Annotated in this window: 14 protein-coding genes; 3 read left to right on the forward strand and 11 right to left on the reverse strand. The window is 56.9% G+C overall.

The features are described 5' to 3' along the window. Positions 1 to 7: 7 nt before the first annotated feature. The 8 genes from NB063_RS11520 to NB063_RS11555 form a co-directional block, all read right to left on the reverse strand. Complete coding sequence (locus NB063_RS11520; protein WP_250928874.1) at positions 8 to 535, reverse strand: RNA polymerase sigma factor; 528 nt, start codon at positions 533 to 535, stop codon at positions 8 to 10. Beyond that, positions 532 to 1,800, reverse strand: a complete 1,269-nt coding sequence (locus NB063_RS11525) for a DUF1501 domain-containing protein (protein ID WP_250928875.1) — start codon at positions 1,798 to 1,800, stop codon at positions 532 to 534. The genes NB063_RS11520 and NB063_RS11525 overlap by 4 nt, the downstream gene beginning before the upstream one ends. Before the next feature lie 108 nt (positions 1,801 to 1,908). After that, positions 1,909 to 3,594 (reverse strand): DUF1549 domain-containing protein, encoded by a 1,686-nt coding sequence (locus NB063_RS11530; protein WP_250928876.1) that lies wholly within the window; start codon positions 3,592 to 3,594, stop codon positions 1,909 to 1,911. Positions 3,595 to 3,843: 249 nt separating this feature from the next. Continuing rightward, positions 3,844 to 4,509 (reverse strand): GTP cyclohydrolase I FolE, encoded by a 666-nt coding sequence (folE, locus tag NB063_RS11535; RefSeq protein ID WP_250928877.1) that lies wholly within the window; start codon positions 4,507 to 4,509, stop codon positions 3,844 to 3,846. Positions 4,510 to 4,628: 119 nt separating this feature from the next. Further along, complete coding sequence (locus tag NB063_RS11540; protein ID WP_250928878.1) at positions 4,629 to 5,654, reverse strand: type II secretion system F family protein; 1,026 nt, start codon at positions 5,652 to 5,654, stop codon at positions 4,629 to 4,631. 11 nt (positions 5,655 to 5,665) lie between these two features. Further along, positions 5,666 to 6,412 carry a hypothetical protein gene (locus NB063_RS11545; RefSeq protein ID WP_250928879.1) on the reverse strand — a complete coding sequence of 249 codons (747 nt, stop codon included), beginning with the start codon at positions 6,410 to 6,412 and terminating at the stop codon, positions 5,666 to 5,668. 143 nt (positions 6,413 to 6,555) lie between these two features. Then, complete coding sequence (locus NB063_RS11550) at positions 6,556 to 8,016, reverse strand: DUF1501 domain-containing protein (protein ID WP_250928880.1); 1,461 nt, start codon at positions 8,014 to 8,016, stop codon at positions 6,556 to 6,558. Then, positions 8,013 to 11,279, reverse strand: coding sequence for a PSD1 and planctomycete cytochrome C domain-containing protein (locus NB063_RS11555; RefSeq protein WP_250928881.1), 3,267 nt, complete (start codon positions 11,277 to 11,279; stop codon positions 8,013 to 8,015). Before NB063_RS11555 ends, NB063_RS11550 begins: the two co-directional genes overlap by 4 nt. A gap of 300 nt (positions 11,280 to 11,579) precedes the next feature. Between NB063_RS11555 and NB063_RS11560 the strand changes: the two genes are divergently transcribed. The 3 genes from NB063_RS11560 to NB063_RS11570 all read left to right on the forward strand — a co-directional run bounded on the left by NB063_RS11560 (position 11,580) and on the right by NB063_RS11570 (position 14,124). Next, the gene (locus tag NB063_RS11560; protein WP_250928882.1) at positions 11,580 to 12,038 is read left to right on the forward strand and encodes a gamma-glutamylcyclotransferase family protein; all 459 of its coding nucleotides are present in this window, start codon (positions 11,580 to 11,582) and stop codon (positions 12,036 to 12,038) included. A gap of 186 nt (positions 12,039 to 12,224) precedes the next feature. After that, entirely contained in the window at positions 12,225 to 13,004 is a 780-nt protein-coding gene (locus NB063_RS11565; RefSeq protein ID WP_250928883.1) for a hypothetical protein, read from the forward strand. Between the two features lie 220 nt (positions 13,005 to 13,224). Then, positions 13,225 to 14,124: a fumarylacetoacetate hydrolase family protein gene (locus tag NB063_RS11570; protein WP_250928884.1), complete on the forward strand. Its 900-nt coding sequence runs from the start codon at positions 13,225 to 13,227 to the stop codon at positions 14,122 to 14,124. Between the two features lie 155 nt (positions 14,125 to 14,279). Here the strand turns inward: NB063_RS11570 and NB063_RS11575 are convergent, their stop codons facing one another. The 3 genes from NB063_RS11575 to NB063_RS11585 form a co-directional block, all read right to left on the reverse strand. Continuing rightward, on the reverse strand, positions 14,280 to 14,786 hold the full coding sequence (locus NB063_RS11575; protein WP_250928885.1) for a lactoylglutathione lyase family protein: 507 nt from the start codon (positions 14,784 to 14,786) through the stop codon (positions 14,280 to 14,282). Between the two features lie 460 nt (positions 14,787 to 15,246). Then, the gene (locus NB063_RS11580) at positions 15,247 to 15,423 is read right to left on the reverse strand and encodes a hypothetical protein (RefSeq protein ID WP_250928886.1); all 177 of its coding nucleotides are present in this window, start codon (positions 15,421 to 15,423) and stop codon (positions 15,247 to 15,249) included. Between the two features lie 3 nt (positions 15,424 to 15,426). After that, complete coding sequence (locus tag NB063_RS11585) at positions 15,427 to 16,566, reverse strand: DUF1559 domain-containing protein (protein WP_250928887.1); 1,140 nt, start codon at positions 16,564 to 16,566, stop codon at positions 15,427 to 15,429. Between the last annotated feature and the right edge of the window lie 256 nt (positions 16,567 to 16,822).

Genomic DNA, 16,822 nt, shown 5'->3' on the forward strand with positions numbered 1-16,822 from the left:
AACAAATTCAAACGTTTGTGGTGTCGATGGAGGACCGTAGTCGTTCGGCAACGCACTCTCGCAGTTGCGCTTTGGCTCGTTGCATCAAATTGCGAGCCCCGTGATCGGAAATGCCGAGTTCTTCACCGATTTCGACCCGCGGGGCGTTTTCGACAAATCGCATCTCCAAAGCTCGCCGAGCTCGGTCGCTTAACTGCTCCATGCATCGACGCAACGCGTCGACCGCTTCGTCGCCTGTCAAATCCTTACCCGCCCAACGTTGCCAGCTTTCATCTAGCAGCGAGGTGGAGTCGGTGACCTGCATTCGGCCCAACTTGCGATGGTTGGAAACGAGTAGGTTGTACGCGGTTCGGCGGAGATATTCCGACGTTGCTTGGTCGGAATGTTGAACGAAATTGTCACGACGAAGTACCCGCAGAAACGTCTCCTGCGTCAAATCGTCCGCGGTGGTGGCGTCGCAACCGAGCACGCGAAGGTATCGCCAGATTCCATTCTGGTGCCGCTGAATCAATTCGGCGGGAGAACGCTCACTCACGCAATCAGTTCACTGATCAGCTTTCCGCCGCCGGCGATCTTCATCGGACGCCCGTTCTTGCTGGTGAAGGTCGTGTCGGTCGAAATGCCCAATCCTTTGCAGACGGTGGTCATTAAATCTTCGGCGCTGTAGGGCTCGGTCACGACGGCGCTGCCGTCGCTGCTGGTTTCGCCGACCGCCAATCCGCCCTTGATATCGCCGCCGCCAACCACGCAGGACCAGGCCCTCGCGAAGTGATCGCGGCCGGCGCCCTGGTTGATTCTCGGGGTTCTTCCGAATTCGCCCATCCACATCACGACGGTGTCGTCGATCAATTCCCGCTGCGCCAAATCTTCGACCAGCGCACTCATCGCTTTGTCGAGTTGGGGCAGTTTTTGATCTTTGAGGATGGTGTGAATGCCATTGTGGTTGTCCCATCCGCCCAGGTCGACTTCGACAAACGGGACCCCGGCTTCGACCAAACGTCGGGCGAGCAAGCATCCTTGCCCAAACCCATTGGTGCCGTAGCGTTCTTTGACCTCTTCGGGCTCCTCGTCGACTTTAAAAGCCTTCATCTGGTCGCTCGTCATCAGGTCGAACGTCTTTTGAAGGACTTTGGCGTGTTCCGCTGCGGGCGTGTCACGCGTGCGGCTGGAGAAACCATCTTCGATCAGTTTCAGCGCCGCCATCCGCTGCAGCAGACGTTGGTCGCTCATCTTCATTTCAAGGTTGCGAACACGTCCGTTGCTCGAGACCGCGAAAGGCGACCAGGCCATGCCCAAGAATCCCGGGCCTGTGCCGGCGCCACCGACGGCGACGAACGGCGGGATTTCCAGTTCGGGACGCTGTGAGATCAGCTCGTGAGCGATCACGCTGCCGTAACCGGGGTGTTCGATGTTTGGATTGGGAACGTATCCGGTGTGCATGTAGTACCGGCCGCGAGCGTGATCGGCCTCGCGGGTCGACATGCTCCGGACGATCGAAAGGTGTTTCATCTGCTGGGCCGTCATCGGCATGTGTTCGCAGATTTGCATGTCGCCGGTGGTGGAGATCGGCCGGAACGGGCCGCTCGTCGGTGCTCCCGGTTTTAAGTCCCAGATGTCGATCGTCGACGGACCGCCACCCATCCACAACAAAATCGCCGACTTGCGATTCCGCTTCATCTCGGCCGCATTGGCCTGGATCGCGTTGCCGAGTGAGAACGCCGCCGCGGCAGCCGCTGACGATCCCGCCAAATGGCTCATGAAGTGACGGCGGGTCATGCCCGAAGGGGTTGAGAGGTCCATGGTAGATCTTCAGGTGATAGGTAACAGGTGGGAACAGGTGGCGGATGAAAGCGATCGAGGGGACGGCGGCATCACACGTGAATGCTGACCGCCGAATGCTTTCGATTGTTAATGCTGCATGATGAATTCGTTGCTGTTGATGATCGCCCACCAAACGTCCTGCAGCATTTCTTTTTCGTTGCCGCCACGGGCAGCAAGCAGTTTGCCCGCAACATTCGTTTCAATCTTGGTCGGACGGCGAGCCAATCCGGTCAGGTACAATTGCGTGAGCCGATCACGCGGTGAACTCCCCGATTTGGACAGGCGATCGATAAAGGACCCCGGTTCGACACTCGTCGCGTTCTTCGTCAACGCTCCGTTGAATAGCATCAAAGCTTGCGGAATCGATCCGTTAAACGTCGTCGCTTCATCTCCTTCATCGGTTCCGAACGCGACAACAAATTGTGATAGCCATTGGCGTCGTTCGGCTTCCTGTTCGGCGTAACTTCCTTTGCCCTTCGCATCCGACGCCGCCACCAGCGACGCGTAGAGTTGCTCGGCACTCATTTGACGCAGGTAAAAACGCGAGAACTTGGGAGACTCTCCGATCGATGGATCGTCGACCGCGTTTTGCTTGCCCAGTACCGCGGCGAGCTGATAGGGGCGGCTCAGCGTGATCCATGTGATCAATTGTTTGAGATCGTAGCTCGATTTGCGGAACTCCTTACCAAGTGAATCGAGGAGTTCAGGGTGCGAGGATGGGTTGTGTGGACCGAGGTCGTCAATCGGTCGTGTAAAGCCAAAGCCTAAGAACAACGACCACATGCGGTTGACGATCATCTTGTCGAGATACTCGCTTTCGAGCATCAGCCGCGCGAGTTCTTCGCGGCGATTGACGTCTTCGATGTAGCCGCTTCTGCCGACTTCAGTTCCATCGGTGAAGACCGGATAGGCGACTTTCTGCAAACCATTGCGAAGTTCATAAAACAGCAAGGCGTTTTCGGGGTTGCCCGATTCACCGGCAAAGTCTTCGCTGACCAGTTCCGCCGACTCGATGTCGTTGGTGCCATCGACGAATCGACGCAACGCCCGGGTCTGTCGGAAGAACGCGTTGAATTCCCAGAACTTCTGTTGCTTCCATTGATTGAACGGATGGTTGTGGCACTGGGTGCACTGTACTTGTTGCCCCAAGAAGATTCGTGACACACTGCTTGTTGCGAGTGTCCCCTTTTCCTCATTGACCTTGCCGATCAGAAAGTTGACCGCCCCGTTGAAATTGGGATTCCCGGGTTTGGTCGAACCTTCTGCGGTGATTAGTTCAAAGACCATTCGGTCGTATGTTTTGTTCCGCGCAAAACTGTCACGCAGGTATTTCTGCATGCCTGTGCGGTTGGTCAAATCGCGTCGGTCGTTTCCGCCGCCGCGTCCGATCAACAGGTTCGTCCAGATCGTTCCCCAGTGGTTGGCGTATTCTTCGGTGTAGCGATCATCCTGAAGTAATTTCTGAACCAATGCGGCGCGTTTGTCCGCGGACCGATCTGACATGAACTCCGACAATTCTTCGTACTTCGGAATCCGTCCGATCACATCGAGGTACACCCGGCGGCACCACTGTGCGTCATCGACCTCGCCGGCCGGGCGGATCTCGTAATCTCGCCAAACCTGTTCGATCGAATCGTTGATCATTTCGACCTGAGGTGGCACCGCTGGTCCGGCGGCCGGGGCGAAAGACGCCGTTGCGACGCTGACGAGTCCGGCGAACAGGATGCCGAGACAAGGTTGCAAGCAATCAGATCGGTTCAGTGAAAGGTGCATCAATTTCAACTTGATCGGGAACACTTTGCGAGACAAAAGAGAAGAGGAACCACACCTCTTTGTGGATGGTTTTTTGTCGCATCTGACGTCCTAAACGCGTCATCGGTAGTGATGTACTCACTTCCGCACCACCACTGGCGACGGTCGGACCATCTAGAGAAGTTGCCGATTCGGTGTGTCGTCGCCTGCGCACGACACTATTCTAACACAAACGCCCGGAAAAGCAGAATTTATGGCCTCTGCAGCAACCTAGCTGGCCGATCGGTTGATCAATCCGAGGACTTCGGCACGCGATTTTGGATCGGTTTTGAACGCACCCCGCATCGCGCTGGTCAGGCACAGGCTGCCGGGTTTGCGAATTCCACGCATCGTCATGCAACTGTGCGTCGATTCGACCACGACCGCGACACCCCGCGCGGACAAGCGTTCTTCAATCAAATTGGCGACCGTGTGCGTCAGTCGCTCCTGAACTTGGGGCCGCCGCGCGACTTCTTCGACCACCCGGGCGAGCTTGCTCAATCCGACAACCTTGCCGCTGGGCAGGTACGCGATGTGAGCTTTTCCGGTGAATGGCAGCAAATGGTGTTCGCACATGCTGCAAAAGCTGATGTCGCGGACGAGTACGATCTCGTCGTAATCCTCGTCGAATACTTTGTCCAAATGCCGTCCCGGATCCGATTTCAGGCCCGCAAACATCTCGGCGTACATGCGGGCGACCCGCGCCGGTGTTTCGAGCAACCCGTCTCGGTTGGGATCTTCGCCGACCGCTTCGAGGATCACCCGGACAGCAGCCTCGATCGCCGGATAATCGACCGCATCGTTTTTGGGCTCGTTTTTATCGACAAAAAAGGGCGACCGAGCGGGAGTGGCAGACTCGCTTGGCTCAGTGTTAGCGTTATTCGACGAAGCAATCATGCAAACCGGTTCCTGGGAAAATCATTCAAGAGGACGCAGAAGTATAAACGATCGTCTAGTGTTTTGTCCCGGCCGTTGAAAACGCTGTTTTGCTGCGATTTCTGCCCCCCCTCCCCCGCTTAGATCGGTTCGAGGGCTTCCTGGTACACACCCGCGATCATCATGACGATCCGGATGATGAAGAAAATGAGGAATCCGGCGACCAGCAACCAAATCAAGCCGGTCGCCAACCCCGCGATCACTTTCATCGCCGACCGCGCCCGTTCATCGTAATCGCGGGCGACATGGGAAATCGACTCGGCATCGGTTCCCGACAATTCCGCGACTTCGACCTGCGTCAAAAACTCCTCGGGGAAGACGGCGGTTGCCTTCAAGGCTTCGGTTAAGGTCGCTCCGTCTCGAATCGCCAATTCCGCGTCGTCAGCCCCGCTGCGGTAGAAATCACTGTCGGTCGCATCCAGGGAGAGGCGAATCGCTTTGATCGGATCGAGCCCCGTCTCGAGTGCCAGTGACAGCGTCCACGTGAACCGCGACAACGTAATCGTCTGGAGCGAACCGCCGATGACGGGAATCTTGTAGAGCAACGGGATGGCGTTTTGGACCCCCCCCACGTTTCTCTGGAAACCGATGATCAACGCCGCGACGAATCCGAAAAACAGCAGCAGGATCCCCCAAAACTTCAAAACCCCCGTTGGACCTCGCAGGCCGAGCCCCAACACATCGGCCATCTGGCCCCCGCTGCCCGCAGTCATCACTCCCATGATGTAGATCACCAGCGAAATCACGCCGACGCCGATGACAAACTGGATCGACGGCCAGGCGATCGCGCGTTGGAAGTTATTGCGAAGCGTGACTTGCTGTTCGTAATATTCAGCGAGTTTGAGCATCGTGCGTTCCAGACTCCCGCTCGCCTCGCCGACTTTGGTCATCGATCGCAAGAGCGGCGGAAAGAACTTCGCACGTTTGTTCATGGCATCGGCGAGCGTCGAGCCATGCATCGCTTCTTCGCGAATCGCCCGCATCGCTTCGCGTTGTTTCGGTGGCCCGTTTTTGCTTTCGCTATCGAGCAACCGCAACATGTCGGCGCCCGCCCGCATCCCGATCCCAAACCGCCGACAAAAATCTCTCGCGGCTTTCAATTTCATCCGCTGTCCGATCAAGGTGCTTCCTTTCGCGAAGAACCATTTCCTTGAGAAAACGCGTGGGGGCGAGTGGTCGCGAAGTTTGGACGTTCCACAGTCGCGAACGCCTTGCCGTATTCGGCACGTGCGTAGGCCAACAGATATTCGGGTTGGTCGTTTCGATTTCCCGTATCAATCCCATGACCGTCATTCGACGATGCGGGTTGCGATCGGTTTTGTCTGACCAGCCGATCGAGTTTTTCAATCGCCAACTCATAGGCGTATTGGGCGGTCGTCCGCTGTCCGTTGGTCAGTGCCCGGCGGGCGTTGCGTACCAGCGACTTGGCTTCGGCGATTTCATCGGAACGCGACCGTTCGTTACCAGCGGTGTTTGTCCCTGTGACGGCTCGCCCCCGTTTGCGGTCGTGCGGATCGTAACCGAGGATTTGCCGATCCATCTCATCGAGGTCAATGATGGTGACCGACGCCGAGACCCCTCCAGCGGAGCCTCGTGAACTCAGATTGCTGCCGGGAAGATTCGGAAGAAGGGGAATCCCGCGTGATGACGACGACATCGCCGACGAGCGGTTCCCGCCTAGAAATGCACTGCCCTGATCCGGCACCAAGACGCCCCCGCTGTACGAAAACTGCCGGATGGCGGGCAACTGAACCGTTTGCCCGCACGAGGGGCGAACGTCGCAGATCGCCAAAAGGCCCAGAAAAACGGTGCTCGCGAGAGCGGAATGCAGCAATGAGACCGCCCACGGTCGTGAACATTTCATCGTTTGTTTCCCCCGCACTGGAACACACTCCCCGTAGAAAATTCGGGATGGCCGATCCAGGATCATAGCCAGCCGGCCCTGAACTGTCATTCTAGCCGGATTGGCGAATCGATGTCGCCGAGGCGTCTGCCTGCGTTCACTCGTCAGGCGAGGATGCCCTGGACCAATTCGCCATGAACGTCCGTCAGGCGATAATCGCGACCTTGGAAGCGATACGTCAAACGTTTGTGATCGAACCCGAGGAGGTGCAGGATGGTCGCGTGGAGATCGTGCACATGCACCGGGTTTTCGGCGACATCAAAACCGAGTTCGTCGGTGCTGCCGTAAACCGTGCCCGCTTTCAAACCACCGCCCGCCATCCACATCGAAAACGCGTTGGGGTGATGGTCGCGGCCGTCGTCGCCGCCTTGGACCATCGGCGTTCGTCCAAACTCGCCACCCCAAATCACCAAAGTTTCATCGAGCATTCCTTGTTGCTTCAAATCCTTCACAAGTGCCGCGCAAGCTTGATCGGTCTTCTCGCAGTTGGCTTTCAAGCCCGCGGTGAGCCCGCCGTGTTGATCCCATGACTCATGGAACAATTGCACAAATCGAACGCCCCGCTGAACCAATCTGCGAGCCAACAAGCAATTGTTCGCAAACGACATCGTGCCGGGCTCGGCGCCGTAGAGTTTGAGCATCGCTTCGGATTCATCGGCGAGATTCATCACCTCCGGTGCACTCGATTGCATCCGGAACGCCATCTCGTAGGAGTTCACACGGGTCGCGATTTCGGGGTCGCCGACGACATCGAGTCTTTTTCGATTGAGTTCATTGACTGCGCGGAGCGTGCTCCGCTGCGTCTGCTCGTTCATTCCGGGCGGGTTCGAAAGATACAGCACCGGATCACCACTGCTGCGGAACTCGACACCCGAATGCAGCGTCGGCAGAAAACCCGAGTTCCAGTTCCCCGCACCGGCGCTGGGACCTTTGGTGCCGCTGTTGAAAACAACGTATGCCGGCAAGTCCTTTGATTCACTGCCGAGACCGTAGGTCAACCATGATCCCATGCTCGGCCGGCCGAATTGTTGCGACCCCGTGCTCATCATCAATTGCGCCGGGGCGTGATTGAACGCATCGGTTTTCATCGACCGGATCAAGCAAATGTCGTCGAGCACACCTGCGGTATGCGGCAGCAGTTCGCTGATTTCGGTACCCGATTGCCCATGTTTGGCAAATTTAAATCGAGGACCGAGCAGTTTCGAGTTGGGATTGATGAACGCCGCGCGATAACCGTCAAGGAGTTCGGCCGGCGGCAGCGTTCCGTCGAGACGTTCGAGTTGGGGTTTGTAGTCGAACATCTCGAACTGACTCGGCCCGCCACCCATGAACAGCAGAATGACGTTTTTGATCTTGGCCGGGAAATGTGGTTGCTTTGGCGCCATCGGGTTGGTCGCCGTTGGATCGAGAGCGGATGCCGTCTGGTCCGACGCCAGTCCTGATTCCGCGAGCAACGTCGTCAGCGCGATATGCCCCAGTCCGATTCGGCACTGACGCAATAGCCAATCGCGTCGAGCGAGACGGGTTGCATTTTCAGTCATGCTGGAAGTGGAATTGCTGCTCATGATTTTGTAATCGTTTCGTCAAGGTTCAAAATCGTGCGGCTGACGACAATCCATGCAGCCAACTCAGCAGGTGTTTGTCCGGTCAATTGCAAACACGATGCAAAAGGGACACCGGTAATTTGTTCGAGGCGTTGATTGAGTTCTTCGTTCGGTGCCGAGTCGGAATCGGCTTGAAACGCCGCACGCTGTTCATCGAGTAACCGTTCCAGGATTTCAATCTCCTCCGCGTCTGGCGTTCGGCTGGTGCATAAACGAAACGCGAAGACAATCCGCTCGCGGTCGAGTTGGATGGGGCCACAGTCTTCGGGCTGCGTCGCAGGCGAGATGTCACGCAGTGTCCTTGTCGCGAGTCCCCGGGCGGAATCGACAAATTGTGGTTCGTTGAGCATCACGAGAGCTTGCAGCGGCGTGTTGCTTCGTTCGCGACGCACGCATGCGGCGTCCCCTTTGGGAGCGTCGAATACTTGCAGGGGCGGATACGGGATGCTGCGATACTGGTGGACATAGAGCGACCGACGATACTGCGACGCGTCTTGATCCAAGGTCCACATTTTGGGGCCGTAGCTGGTTGGTGGTTCGAATAGAAATCGAGGAGCCGGCGGATAAATGCTCGGCCCACCGACTTCGGTGTTGAGCAGACCACTGGCCGACAACGCGATATCGCGAACCATTTCTGCTTCGACACGATAGCGTGGCCCGCGCGTTAGCCATTCATTGCTCGGGTCGTCACTCCATGCTTCCGGCGGTGCGATCGAAGATTGCCGATAGGTGGCCGAGTTAACGATCAGGCGATGGATGTGTTTCAAATTCCAACCGCTGTCGATCAGTTCGCGAGCGAGAAAGTCGAGCAGTTCCGGGTGCGACGGTGCAACCGATTGGTAACCAAAGTCCTCCGCCGTCGTGACCAGGCCACGGCCAAAATACGCCTGCCAAATTCGATTGACGATTACTCGTGGCGTCGTCGGGGAATCTCGGGAAACCAGCCAACGGGCGAACCGGAGACGATCGGGCTCGTTTGTCGAGGGCATTGGGTGCAAGAATGCGGGGGCCTCCGGTTTGACCGGCTCCAGAGGACTGAGGAAATCTCCGCGGTCGAGCACGAACGTTTCGCGAGCGGCACCTTTGGAAACGGCAACCAACTGCGATGCCGTTTCAGGATACTGCTTCCAAAGCGATTCGATTTCGGAGTTTTCTTTTGCCAGCGAATCTTGAGTTAATCGCCACTCTGAAAACAGCTGATTCCACTGGGCGGCTGAGCGTTCTTCCGCCGGGATGCTGAGGACGGGAAGAACACTCGTGTTGATCGTCGTATCGGGAAGCGTGTCACTATCTGTGACGCTGAACCGATAACGGGCGATAAGAAAGTTTTGGTTGTCGTCGCTGTTCCAGCCGCCGTGCCGTTGCACCATCGTGAATGTCAACGTCGCCTCACCATCGACGACGATGGGGGATTCGGGGATGAAAATCGCGTGACGGGGTTGGTTATTGCGTCCGGGATCGAGGTCGGTCGTCCATGCTGATTTTTCATCTCCATCGATCGCAAATTCGACCGGTCCGACAAACCGGTCGTCATTTTCGGCGTCTTTAATGCGGTATCGCGGTTTAAGATCGCGGCGTGGTGGATTGACGTCCGAAATCGCGCGGACAAATTTGACTTCGATCGCCTCGGCGTCTTTCGCGGTCGGTTGGATTTTGAGTTGGAACTCCGAGAGCGCGCCCGTGCCGTCGACGCTGCGTCCCGGACCGCCGCGCGGCAATTGCGGGTGCGTCAACGCGTCGAGACGCACCGCGGTGATCGTTCCGACATGCGTGGTCAGTGAAAAGTCATCGCTCGCTTTTGACGGTGCGTAGCTTTCGCTGATGATCGAACCGTCCTCGAGCATGCCAAATTTCTGACCTCCGAACGGGACCGTCGTGGGCTTCATCACCGTCCATGTGGGCTGTTTCGCGGCGAGAGAATCCGCCCACGCGGAAACCTTTTCCTTCCAATCCGGCGTGCCGAGGCGGAGCCGGTCTTCGATCTTCGCGATCGAATCTAAAATCGTGTCGCGATTGTCAGCCTGTTCGGGCGTGTATACCGAGATGCAACCTTCATGGAAGTCGTTGAGTGCGGCGAACATTTGATAATATTCGGCATGGCTGATCGGGTCGTACTTATGCGTATGACACTGCGCGCACTGGGTCGTGATCCCGAGAATCGCTTTGCCGATCGCATCCATTCGGTCGAACATTCCTTCGACACGAAATTGCTCCGGGTCCACACCGCCTTCCTCATTGGTCATCGAATTCCGCAGAAACCCGGTCGCAACCCGCTGGCTCTGCGTCGCCCCTGGGAGCAAGTCGCCGGCGATTTGTTCGACGACAAATTGATCGTACGGCAGGTCGCGATTCATCGCGTCGATGACCCAGTCGCGATAGAACCAAACCGAACGCGGAAGGTCTTTTTCATAGCCCGCCGAGTCGGAATACCTAGCCGCATCGAGCCACCATCGCGCCCATCGCTCGCCGAAGTGCGGCGAGTCGATGAGTTGGTCGATCAATGCATCAATGGCAGCGGCGGGGACATTTGCGGAAACAACTTCGTCGAGCTGTGTGATGGTCGGTGGTAAACCGACGAGGTCGAGCGAAAGTCGACGGGCGAGCGTTTCGGGGGTGGCGGGCGGCGATGGAGAAAGCGAACGTGATTCCAGTTCAGCCAAAATAAAATGGTCGATCTCATTGCGCGCCCAATCGGCATTTTGGATCTCCGGTAAATCGGGCCGCCGGGCAACGACAAACGCCCAATGTTCATCATAGGACGCGTCCTGCGAGATCCAGCGGCGGAGGATTTCCGCTTCGCCGGCCGTGACCTTTCTACCGGTCGATGGCGGGGGCATGACGAAGTCAGGATCATCACTCGTGATGCGGGCAATCAACTCGCTCTCGTCTGGGTGACCGGGGACGATCGCGGATGACTCGATTGCCGAGGTGCGGTTGTCTAAACGCAGTCCCGCTTCGCGAGTCCCTTCATCAGGCCCATGGCACAGAAAACACTTGTCGGACAACAGGTTGCGTACTTCCGCGTTGAAATCGACCCGCTCTCCCGCCCGGACGACCCCGGTGAGAGTAAACGCCACCAGAATACAGGCGGTTGGCGACGGTGCACGGAAAGGCAGTGATCGAGGACTCATACGGTGTTCGCAGACTCGGTTCAGACGCACGTCAGCAAAGCGGTCGATCGATGGGTGCGTTTGAGAGGGAATTCGACGGTGGGTACGTTCCATCAACTCTAGTTTGTAAAAAGTGGTCCGGAACACGTTTTGATTCCGGTTTGTTCCACCACAAGTGCTTCGTCTAACCTGAATTTGCGGGTTGTCGGAACCGGAGAGGACTCGCGTCCTGCCGCCAAAAGGCTTAGCGGAACAGCGCAAGCCGTCCCGTCTCACCCTCATTTTCAATGTTGATATAGCACTACCCTTATTGAAATGCGATCAGAACGGTAAGCCTAGTGGTAAATTGCGCTCGCTGCCCCATGTTTTTCCCGTAATGTCGATAACAACACCCTCGAGTCGCCCCAATCCGTCATGCACGCCTTCGCCCAAACAGAGCCCATCGACAGCTTTTTTGTGTACGGAACTTTGTGTCGAGGTCAGTGCCGAGAAAAATGCTGGCCGTTCCCACCGATCGAAGTCACGCCGGGGTGGGTCCACGGAACTTTGTTTGATCGTGCCGACTACCCCGCCATGACCCCAGGCGAAGACCGCGTCACCGGCGAACTGTGGCGGTTCGCAAGGGAGGTCATGGACCAAGTCTTGCAAGTGATCGACGAAGTGGAGGGAACCGATCAACCCGGATGCCCTAATCTCTATGACCGCGTGACCTGTGACGTTTTCACCATCGAGTCCGTCGCTCGGGAAAATGTCGTTGAAGCGGATTGTTTGACCAGGGCGTGGGGATACCACTACAGCACACCACCGGAACTCGACGGTTTTGTCCGGATTCGCCCCACGCCGCTGTTGACGGTGAGTTGGCCGCCAAAATAACGCCGGCGAGTCGTTCGGACCTGAGCCAACGGTGTGAGTTCGGGAAAGCGATCCCCGTGTCAGCCGATGACGTCCAATTTCACCTCGGACCGGTGACACGGTTACAATCAGATCGGCAGCGTTGGCTCAGTGATTGTGCTGATTGATCGCCAAAGCTGATTCAGTAACACAGGTGGGGAGCCTGAGATGCGGTCTTATTTCTTTCTGATCGGTGTCCTGTGTTTGGTGTTTGCGGGGGTGCTGATGAGGCAACCGCAAGACGTTCCCGATCCTGTCGTCCAAACCGCCGCCAGTGATATCAGCGATCCTGACGAGTCGTATCTGCCGGTCTCGATCAACGGCAATGACCTCGAATTGGATTTACCGCAATCTGAGCCGATCGAAATCACCTTCGAACATTTGCACCACGCCAACACCGAAGGTTTCGCCAACGCGGATGGTTTTGGTCTTTCTCGTGGCGGTCGGCATGTTCTCATGGGAGATGAGGCGGTTCGGTTTCTAGAAGATGCGATCATCGATGCTCCCGACTTGGCAGATCAGACCGCGACCAACCCTTATGGTTTATGGGGCGCGTTGGGTGCCCGCGCCGAAAGCAAAGTGCACCCGGAATTGAAAGCGATGGCTGACCCGGATTTGGCGGCGAGCCAGTCCCCGGTGTGGAGATTGGATTCCGTCCAAGTGGTCAGTTTGGATCGATTCGAAAGCCCGGTCGCCTACGACGAAGAGGAACTGCCGACGATGGACGCGATCAAGAATCGACTGATGCCGACTCGCTCGCTGAGTCCGTTCGAACTCGAGGCGGTCAAAAAACTGCGGAACGGTGACGAGTTGGTCAGTGATCGCAACTCTGAACAGCTGGTATTGGTCGGGGCGATCCGTGCGAACAACGCGTGTGTCGATTGTCATGCAGCCAAACCACTCGATTTACTCGGTGCGTTCACCTATCACTTCTCTCGCCAGGAATAACTCGCAAACGCCCTGCCCTGCCCTGCTCTGTAACGCGGGACGCGGCTCATTGCTAATATGGCCGGGGCTGTTCTGGCTTGCACCGCCCTGCCCCTCTGCCCTGCCGCACCGGTCCCAAACTGCCGCACCCGTTCCCACCCTGCCCTGACCCGCGAGTGACTAGGTATGATCGAAGTCCGCGATCAACTTCCTTCCGCCCTCCCTACCACGCACACGTCTCATGGCCGCATTTTGTCGTTACGTTGAACCTTCCGGACGAATCCGTTTTGCGTTGTACCGGCAACCCTCGCAAGGTGCATCGACTGTCGCGAAAGTCTGCCCGCTCGGCCTGATCACGGACGACGCGACCGAAGAATCGCTTGCAATCGAGAATCGAATCTTCGATTGGTCCCCCGAGCAGATCGCCGGTTTGCCTGAACCCGACGCGTCGCTGTGGATCGATGCCCCACCGAAGCTGTTGCCGCCGGTCAATCATCCCGAAAAGATCATTTGCATCGGATTGAACTATCTCGACCACGCGATCGAAACCGGATCGGAACCGCCTGAGTTGCCGGTAGTCTTTAGCAAATTCAACAGCAGCCTGATCGGACACGGAGATTCGATTGTCCTGCCCTCGCTCAGCCAAAAGGTAGACTACGAGGCGGAGCTTGTCGTTGTGATCGGTCGCCCTGCTCGTCACGTTAATAAAGCGGATGCGATGGACTACGTGTTCGGCTTCACCGCCGGACATGATGTGTCCGCTCGGGATTGGCAAAAGGGACGCCCCGGTGGCCAGTGGCTCCTCGGAAAAACGTTTGACACCTTCGCACCCGTCGGCCCGGCGATCGTCACCAAAGAACAGTTTGGTGACGGAGCGAATGCGAGCGTTAAGATGTACCTCGGCGAGGAATTGGCGCAGTCGAGCACGACGGCGCAGTTGATTTTTGATATCCCGTCGTTGATCTCGCACCTCAGCGGATTCGTCACGCTGCGTCCCGGAGATTTGATCTTTACCGGCACGCCACCCGGTGTCGGTGCGGCACGCAAACCACCCCGCTTTCTGGCCGACGGCGACGTGTGTACCGTCGATATCGAAGGCATCGGTCGCTTGACCAATCCCTGCCGCGGCGAGAATTCTTAGTTTGGCCGATGGGACATCGATTGTTTTAGTAACGTTTTTAGCGGAACGGCGCGAGCCGTCCGGTCCCGCGTTACCGGACGGCTCGCGCCGTTCCGCTTCATTTGAAATCCCACAGTTATACAATCGACGTCCCATGTGAGTACGCCGTCTACCGTTTATTCAGCATCGCCTTGGTAGGCGCCCGCCGAATACGTCAGCTCATAGCTGTGCGAATAAATTTCGATCAGGTTGCCGAACGGGTCTTCGCAGTAAACCATCCGGTACGGCTTTTCGCCGGGGTAGTACTCCCGCACCGGCATCCTTTGCTTGCCACCGTTCTCGACAATTTTCTTCGCCAGACCCTCCACGTCAGGGTCTTGGACGCAGAAGTGAAACACGCCGGTCTTCCAATATTCGAAGTTGTTCTCTCGTCGTTCAGCATCCTTGAATTCAAACAGTTCGATGCCGACTCGATCGCCGGTTGCCAGGTGGGCGATCCGAAATCGGCCCCAACCTTCCCCAAACACGTCGTTGCACATCACGCCGATGGCGGAGTCGTCTGAAACGATTTCGGTGGGCGGCATTATCACGTACCAGCCCAATGTTTGCGTGTAGAACTCGACGGCTTGATCCAGATCTGTAACCGAAATTCCGATGTGAGAAAACGTCCGAGGAAACGTCATGCGAGGCTTTCAATAGAAATAGAGGGAGCGTGCCACAGTGGCGGGATGTTCACGTCGATCTTATCAGAACGTCAAGTGCAACGATTCCTCGCGTCAGTCGGCATCACTCACGACCGCTCCTGCACCTTTTCGACACGACAAACGGTGAGTCGTGGACCTCGCAACACCACGGGGGTTTTCTCTGCACAAGGCAAAGGAATTGAGGACGTTTGCTTTCCCCAAAGAAAGTTTCGCACACGTGTTCGGCAGAGGGAGTTGATGCTGCAAACTCATCTGCCATCGGATCGTCTTCGCCGCCCCTCCAGCGACGAACGCTGTTTACCGCCGATGGTTTGATCGCAGGCTAACCGAACCGGTCCAGCGGCTGTTTCGATCGCGCCGCAGTAGCTCTCGACATCGACTTCAAGTTCGCGAGCACCTTACACGAACCTGAGGAGTCGATGTCGCAGCGAGGAGATGTCTATTCGCCCTCACGCTGAGCATCCGCGATGGCTTCGCCTTGAGCTTCAATCGCCGCCCAGTCCACATCGTCGGGTGGCGTTAGTTTCTGCGCTTCACCACCGTTCTGAGTGCAAGCGGGAAGCAACAACAGCCCGAGTGCCATGCATGCGATGGAGTACCTTGGTTTGATTTTCATCGTCTAAAATCCTTCGATAATTTCTTTTGAGGAAATGGATCCCAAAGCTCCCCACAAACCGTAGGGGCTCCTTTGCCCGACATTGCCGTAGTTTTTGGAGATGCTCTTTGCCTTGCGATCGCCCGCTTCGATGGAGTTGGTAACGAACTTCACCGCTCCGTCTGCGATCAACACATGGACGCCACCTTGGTGGTGACTCGCTGCGCTGAAGACGCCTGACTGCCACGACGTTCCCCATTGCATCGCGCACGTGGGTGAGTTTGGTGGTAACACGGTGTTCATGCCGCTGATCATCAAGTGGCAATTCCACCAACGACCGCCACGTGAGGTTCCGCCGCTATTCCACAGCGTCACACTGTTTTCGATGAACTGTGGTCGCTCCGGATCGATCACTGCGGTGCAGACTGTCAAATCAGACCCCATCGCATCGTTATTGGGAAAGTAGGTTCGATCAATGACTGATCCACCAATGCCACGGTCCCCCAGATCCGTCATGATCTCCGTCATCGCGATCGTGTTCGACAAGCCATCCAAAACGTCCCGGAACTTACGTGGATCATGACGCATGAACATCCCGCGAAACACGCCTCGATCGGCCCACTGACTCGATGGCGGATACCCCACACGCAATACGGCATCCCCATGGCAGAATGCGTAGTTGATCATGCCGGTTGCCAACGGTGATACACCCGGATCCGATGGGCATCGCATCGTCGGCGTTTGCATCTGATAGGGATCGTACTCATTCAAGTCCACCCACGGGCGCGGGCCAAATGGCGGCCACGATCCATCGGCGGTTGCATCCGTTGGCGTTTCGCCAGCCTCGGGCATCAACGGGTTGGACATCATTTCCCACAACCCTTGCTGCTCCATGAACGGCAGCAACCCGACGTAAGAACTGAGTCCCCGTTGAGCGGCATATTGCGGACCGGTGCCATTGGGAGGCAACTGATTGTAAGCCGCATGGTAATTGTGCAGCGACAATCCAATCTGCTTGAAATTGTTTCCACACGACATCCGACGGGCCGCTTCGCGAGCCGCTTGAACCGCCGGCAGCAAAAGACCAACTAAGACTCCGATGATCGCGATCACGACCAAAAGTTCGACGAGCGTAAAAGCTCTTCGCTCCACGTGCGTTTTCAAAAGACGGATCCTTTTTTGAATGAGAAGAAATAGAGGAGTTAACGGTGTGCCGGGTCCCTTAGGTCGGCGACAGCGGGCTTTGTGGCCACGTAATCGAGAGGGGGAGCGGACAAAATTTGGACATCATTTTTCACAAAAAAGCAAAAATGTCGTTTTTGATGTCCAGAAAGGGGTGACGTCGACTCTTCATTGCTGTCGAGCGACGCATCGCGTTCGTGCGAACAACCTCACCAATTCCTGCCAGCGATACAGACTT

The organism is Aporhodopirellula aestuarii, from assembly GCF_023701485.1.
Classification (GTDB): Bacteria; Planctomycetota; Planctomycetia; order Pirellulales; family Pirellulaceae; genus Rhodopirellula; species Rhodopirellula aestuarii.

What these genes read in the sequence shown, in the direction of transcription:
- NB063_RS11525 (WP_250928875.1), bottom strand. Translation starts at nt 1,800, where the DNA reads ATGGACCTCTCAACCCCTTCGGGCATGACCCGCCGTCACTTCATGAGC.
- NB063_RS11530 (WP_250928876.1), bottom strand. Translation starts at nt 3,594, where the DNA reads ATGCACCTTTCACTGAACCGATCTGATTGCTTGCAACCTTGTCTCGGC.
- folE (WP_250928877.1), bottom strand. Translation starts at nt 4,509, where the DNA reads ATGATTGCTTCGTCGAATAACGCTAACACTGAGCCAAGCGAGTCTGCC.
- NB063_RS11540 (WP_250928878.1), bottom strand. Translation starts at nt 5,654, where the DNA reads ATGAAATTGAAAGCCGCGAGAGATTTTTGTCGGCGGTTTGGGATCGGG.
- NB063_RS11545 (WP_250928879.1), bottom strand. Translation starts at nt 6,412, where the DNA reads ATGAAATGTTCACGACCGTGGGCGGTCTCATTGCTGCATTCCGCTCTC.
- NB063_RS11550 (WP_250928880.1), bottom strand. Translation starts at nt 8,016, where the DNA reads ATGAGCAGCAATTCCACTTCCAGCATGACTGAAAATGCAACCCGTCTC.
- NB063_RS11555 (WP_250928881.1), bottom strand. Translation starts at nt 11,279, where the DNA reads ATGGAACGTACCCACCGTCGAATTCCCTCTCAAACGCACCCATCGATC.
- NB063_RS11560 (WP_250928882.1), top strand. Translation starts at nt 11,580, where the DNA reads ATGCACGCCTTCGCCCAAACAGAGCCCATCGACAGCTTTTTTGTGTAC.
- NB063_RS11565 (WP_250928883.1), top strand. Translation starts at nt 12,225, where the DNA reads ATGCGGTCTTATTTCTTTCTGATCGGTGTCCTGTGTTTGGTGTTTGCG.
- NB063_RS11570 (WP_250928884.1), top strand. Translation starts at nt 13,225, where the DNA reads ATGGCCGCATTTTGTCGTTACGTTGAACCTTCCGGACGAATCCGTTTT.
- NB063_RS11575 (WP_250928885.1), bottom strand. Translation starts at nt 14,786, where the DNA reads ATGACGTTTCCTCGGACGTTTTCTCACATCGGAATTTCGGTTACAGAT.
- NB063_RS11580 (WP_250928886.1), bottom strand. Translation starts at nt 15,423, where the DNA reads ATGAAAATCAAACCAAGGTACTCCATCGCATGCATGGCACTCGGGCTG.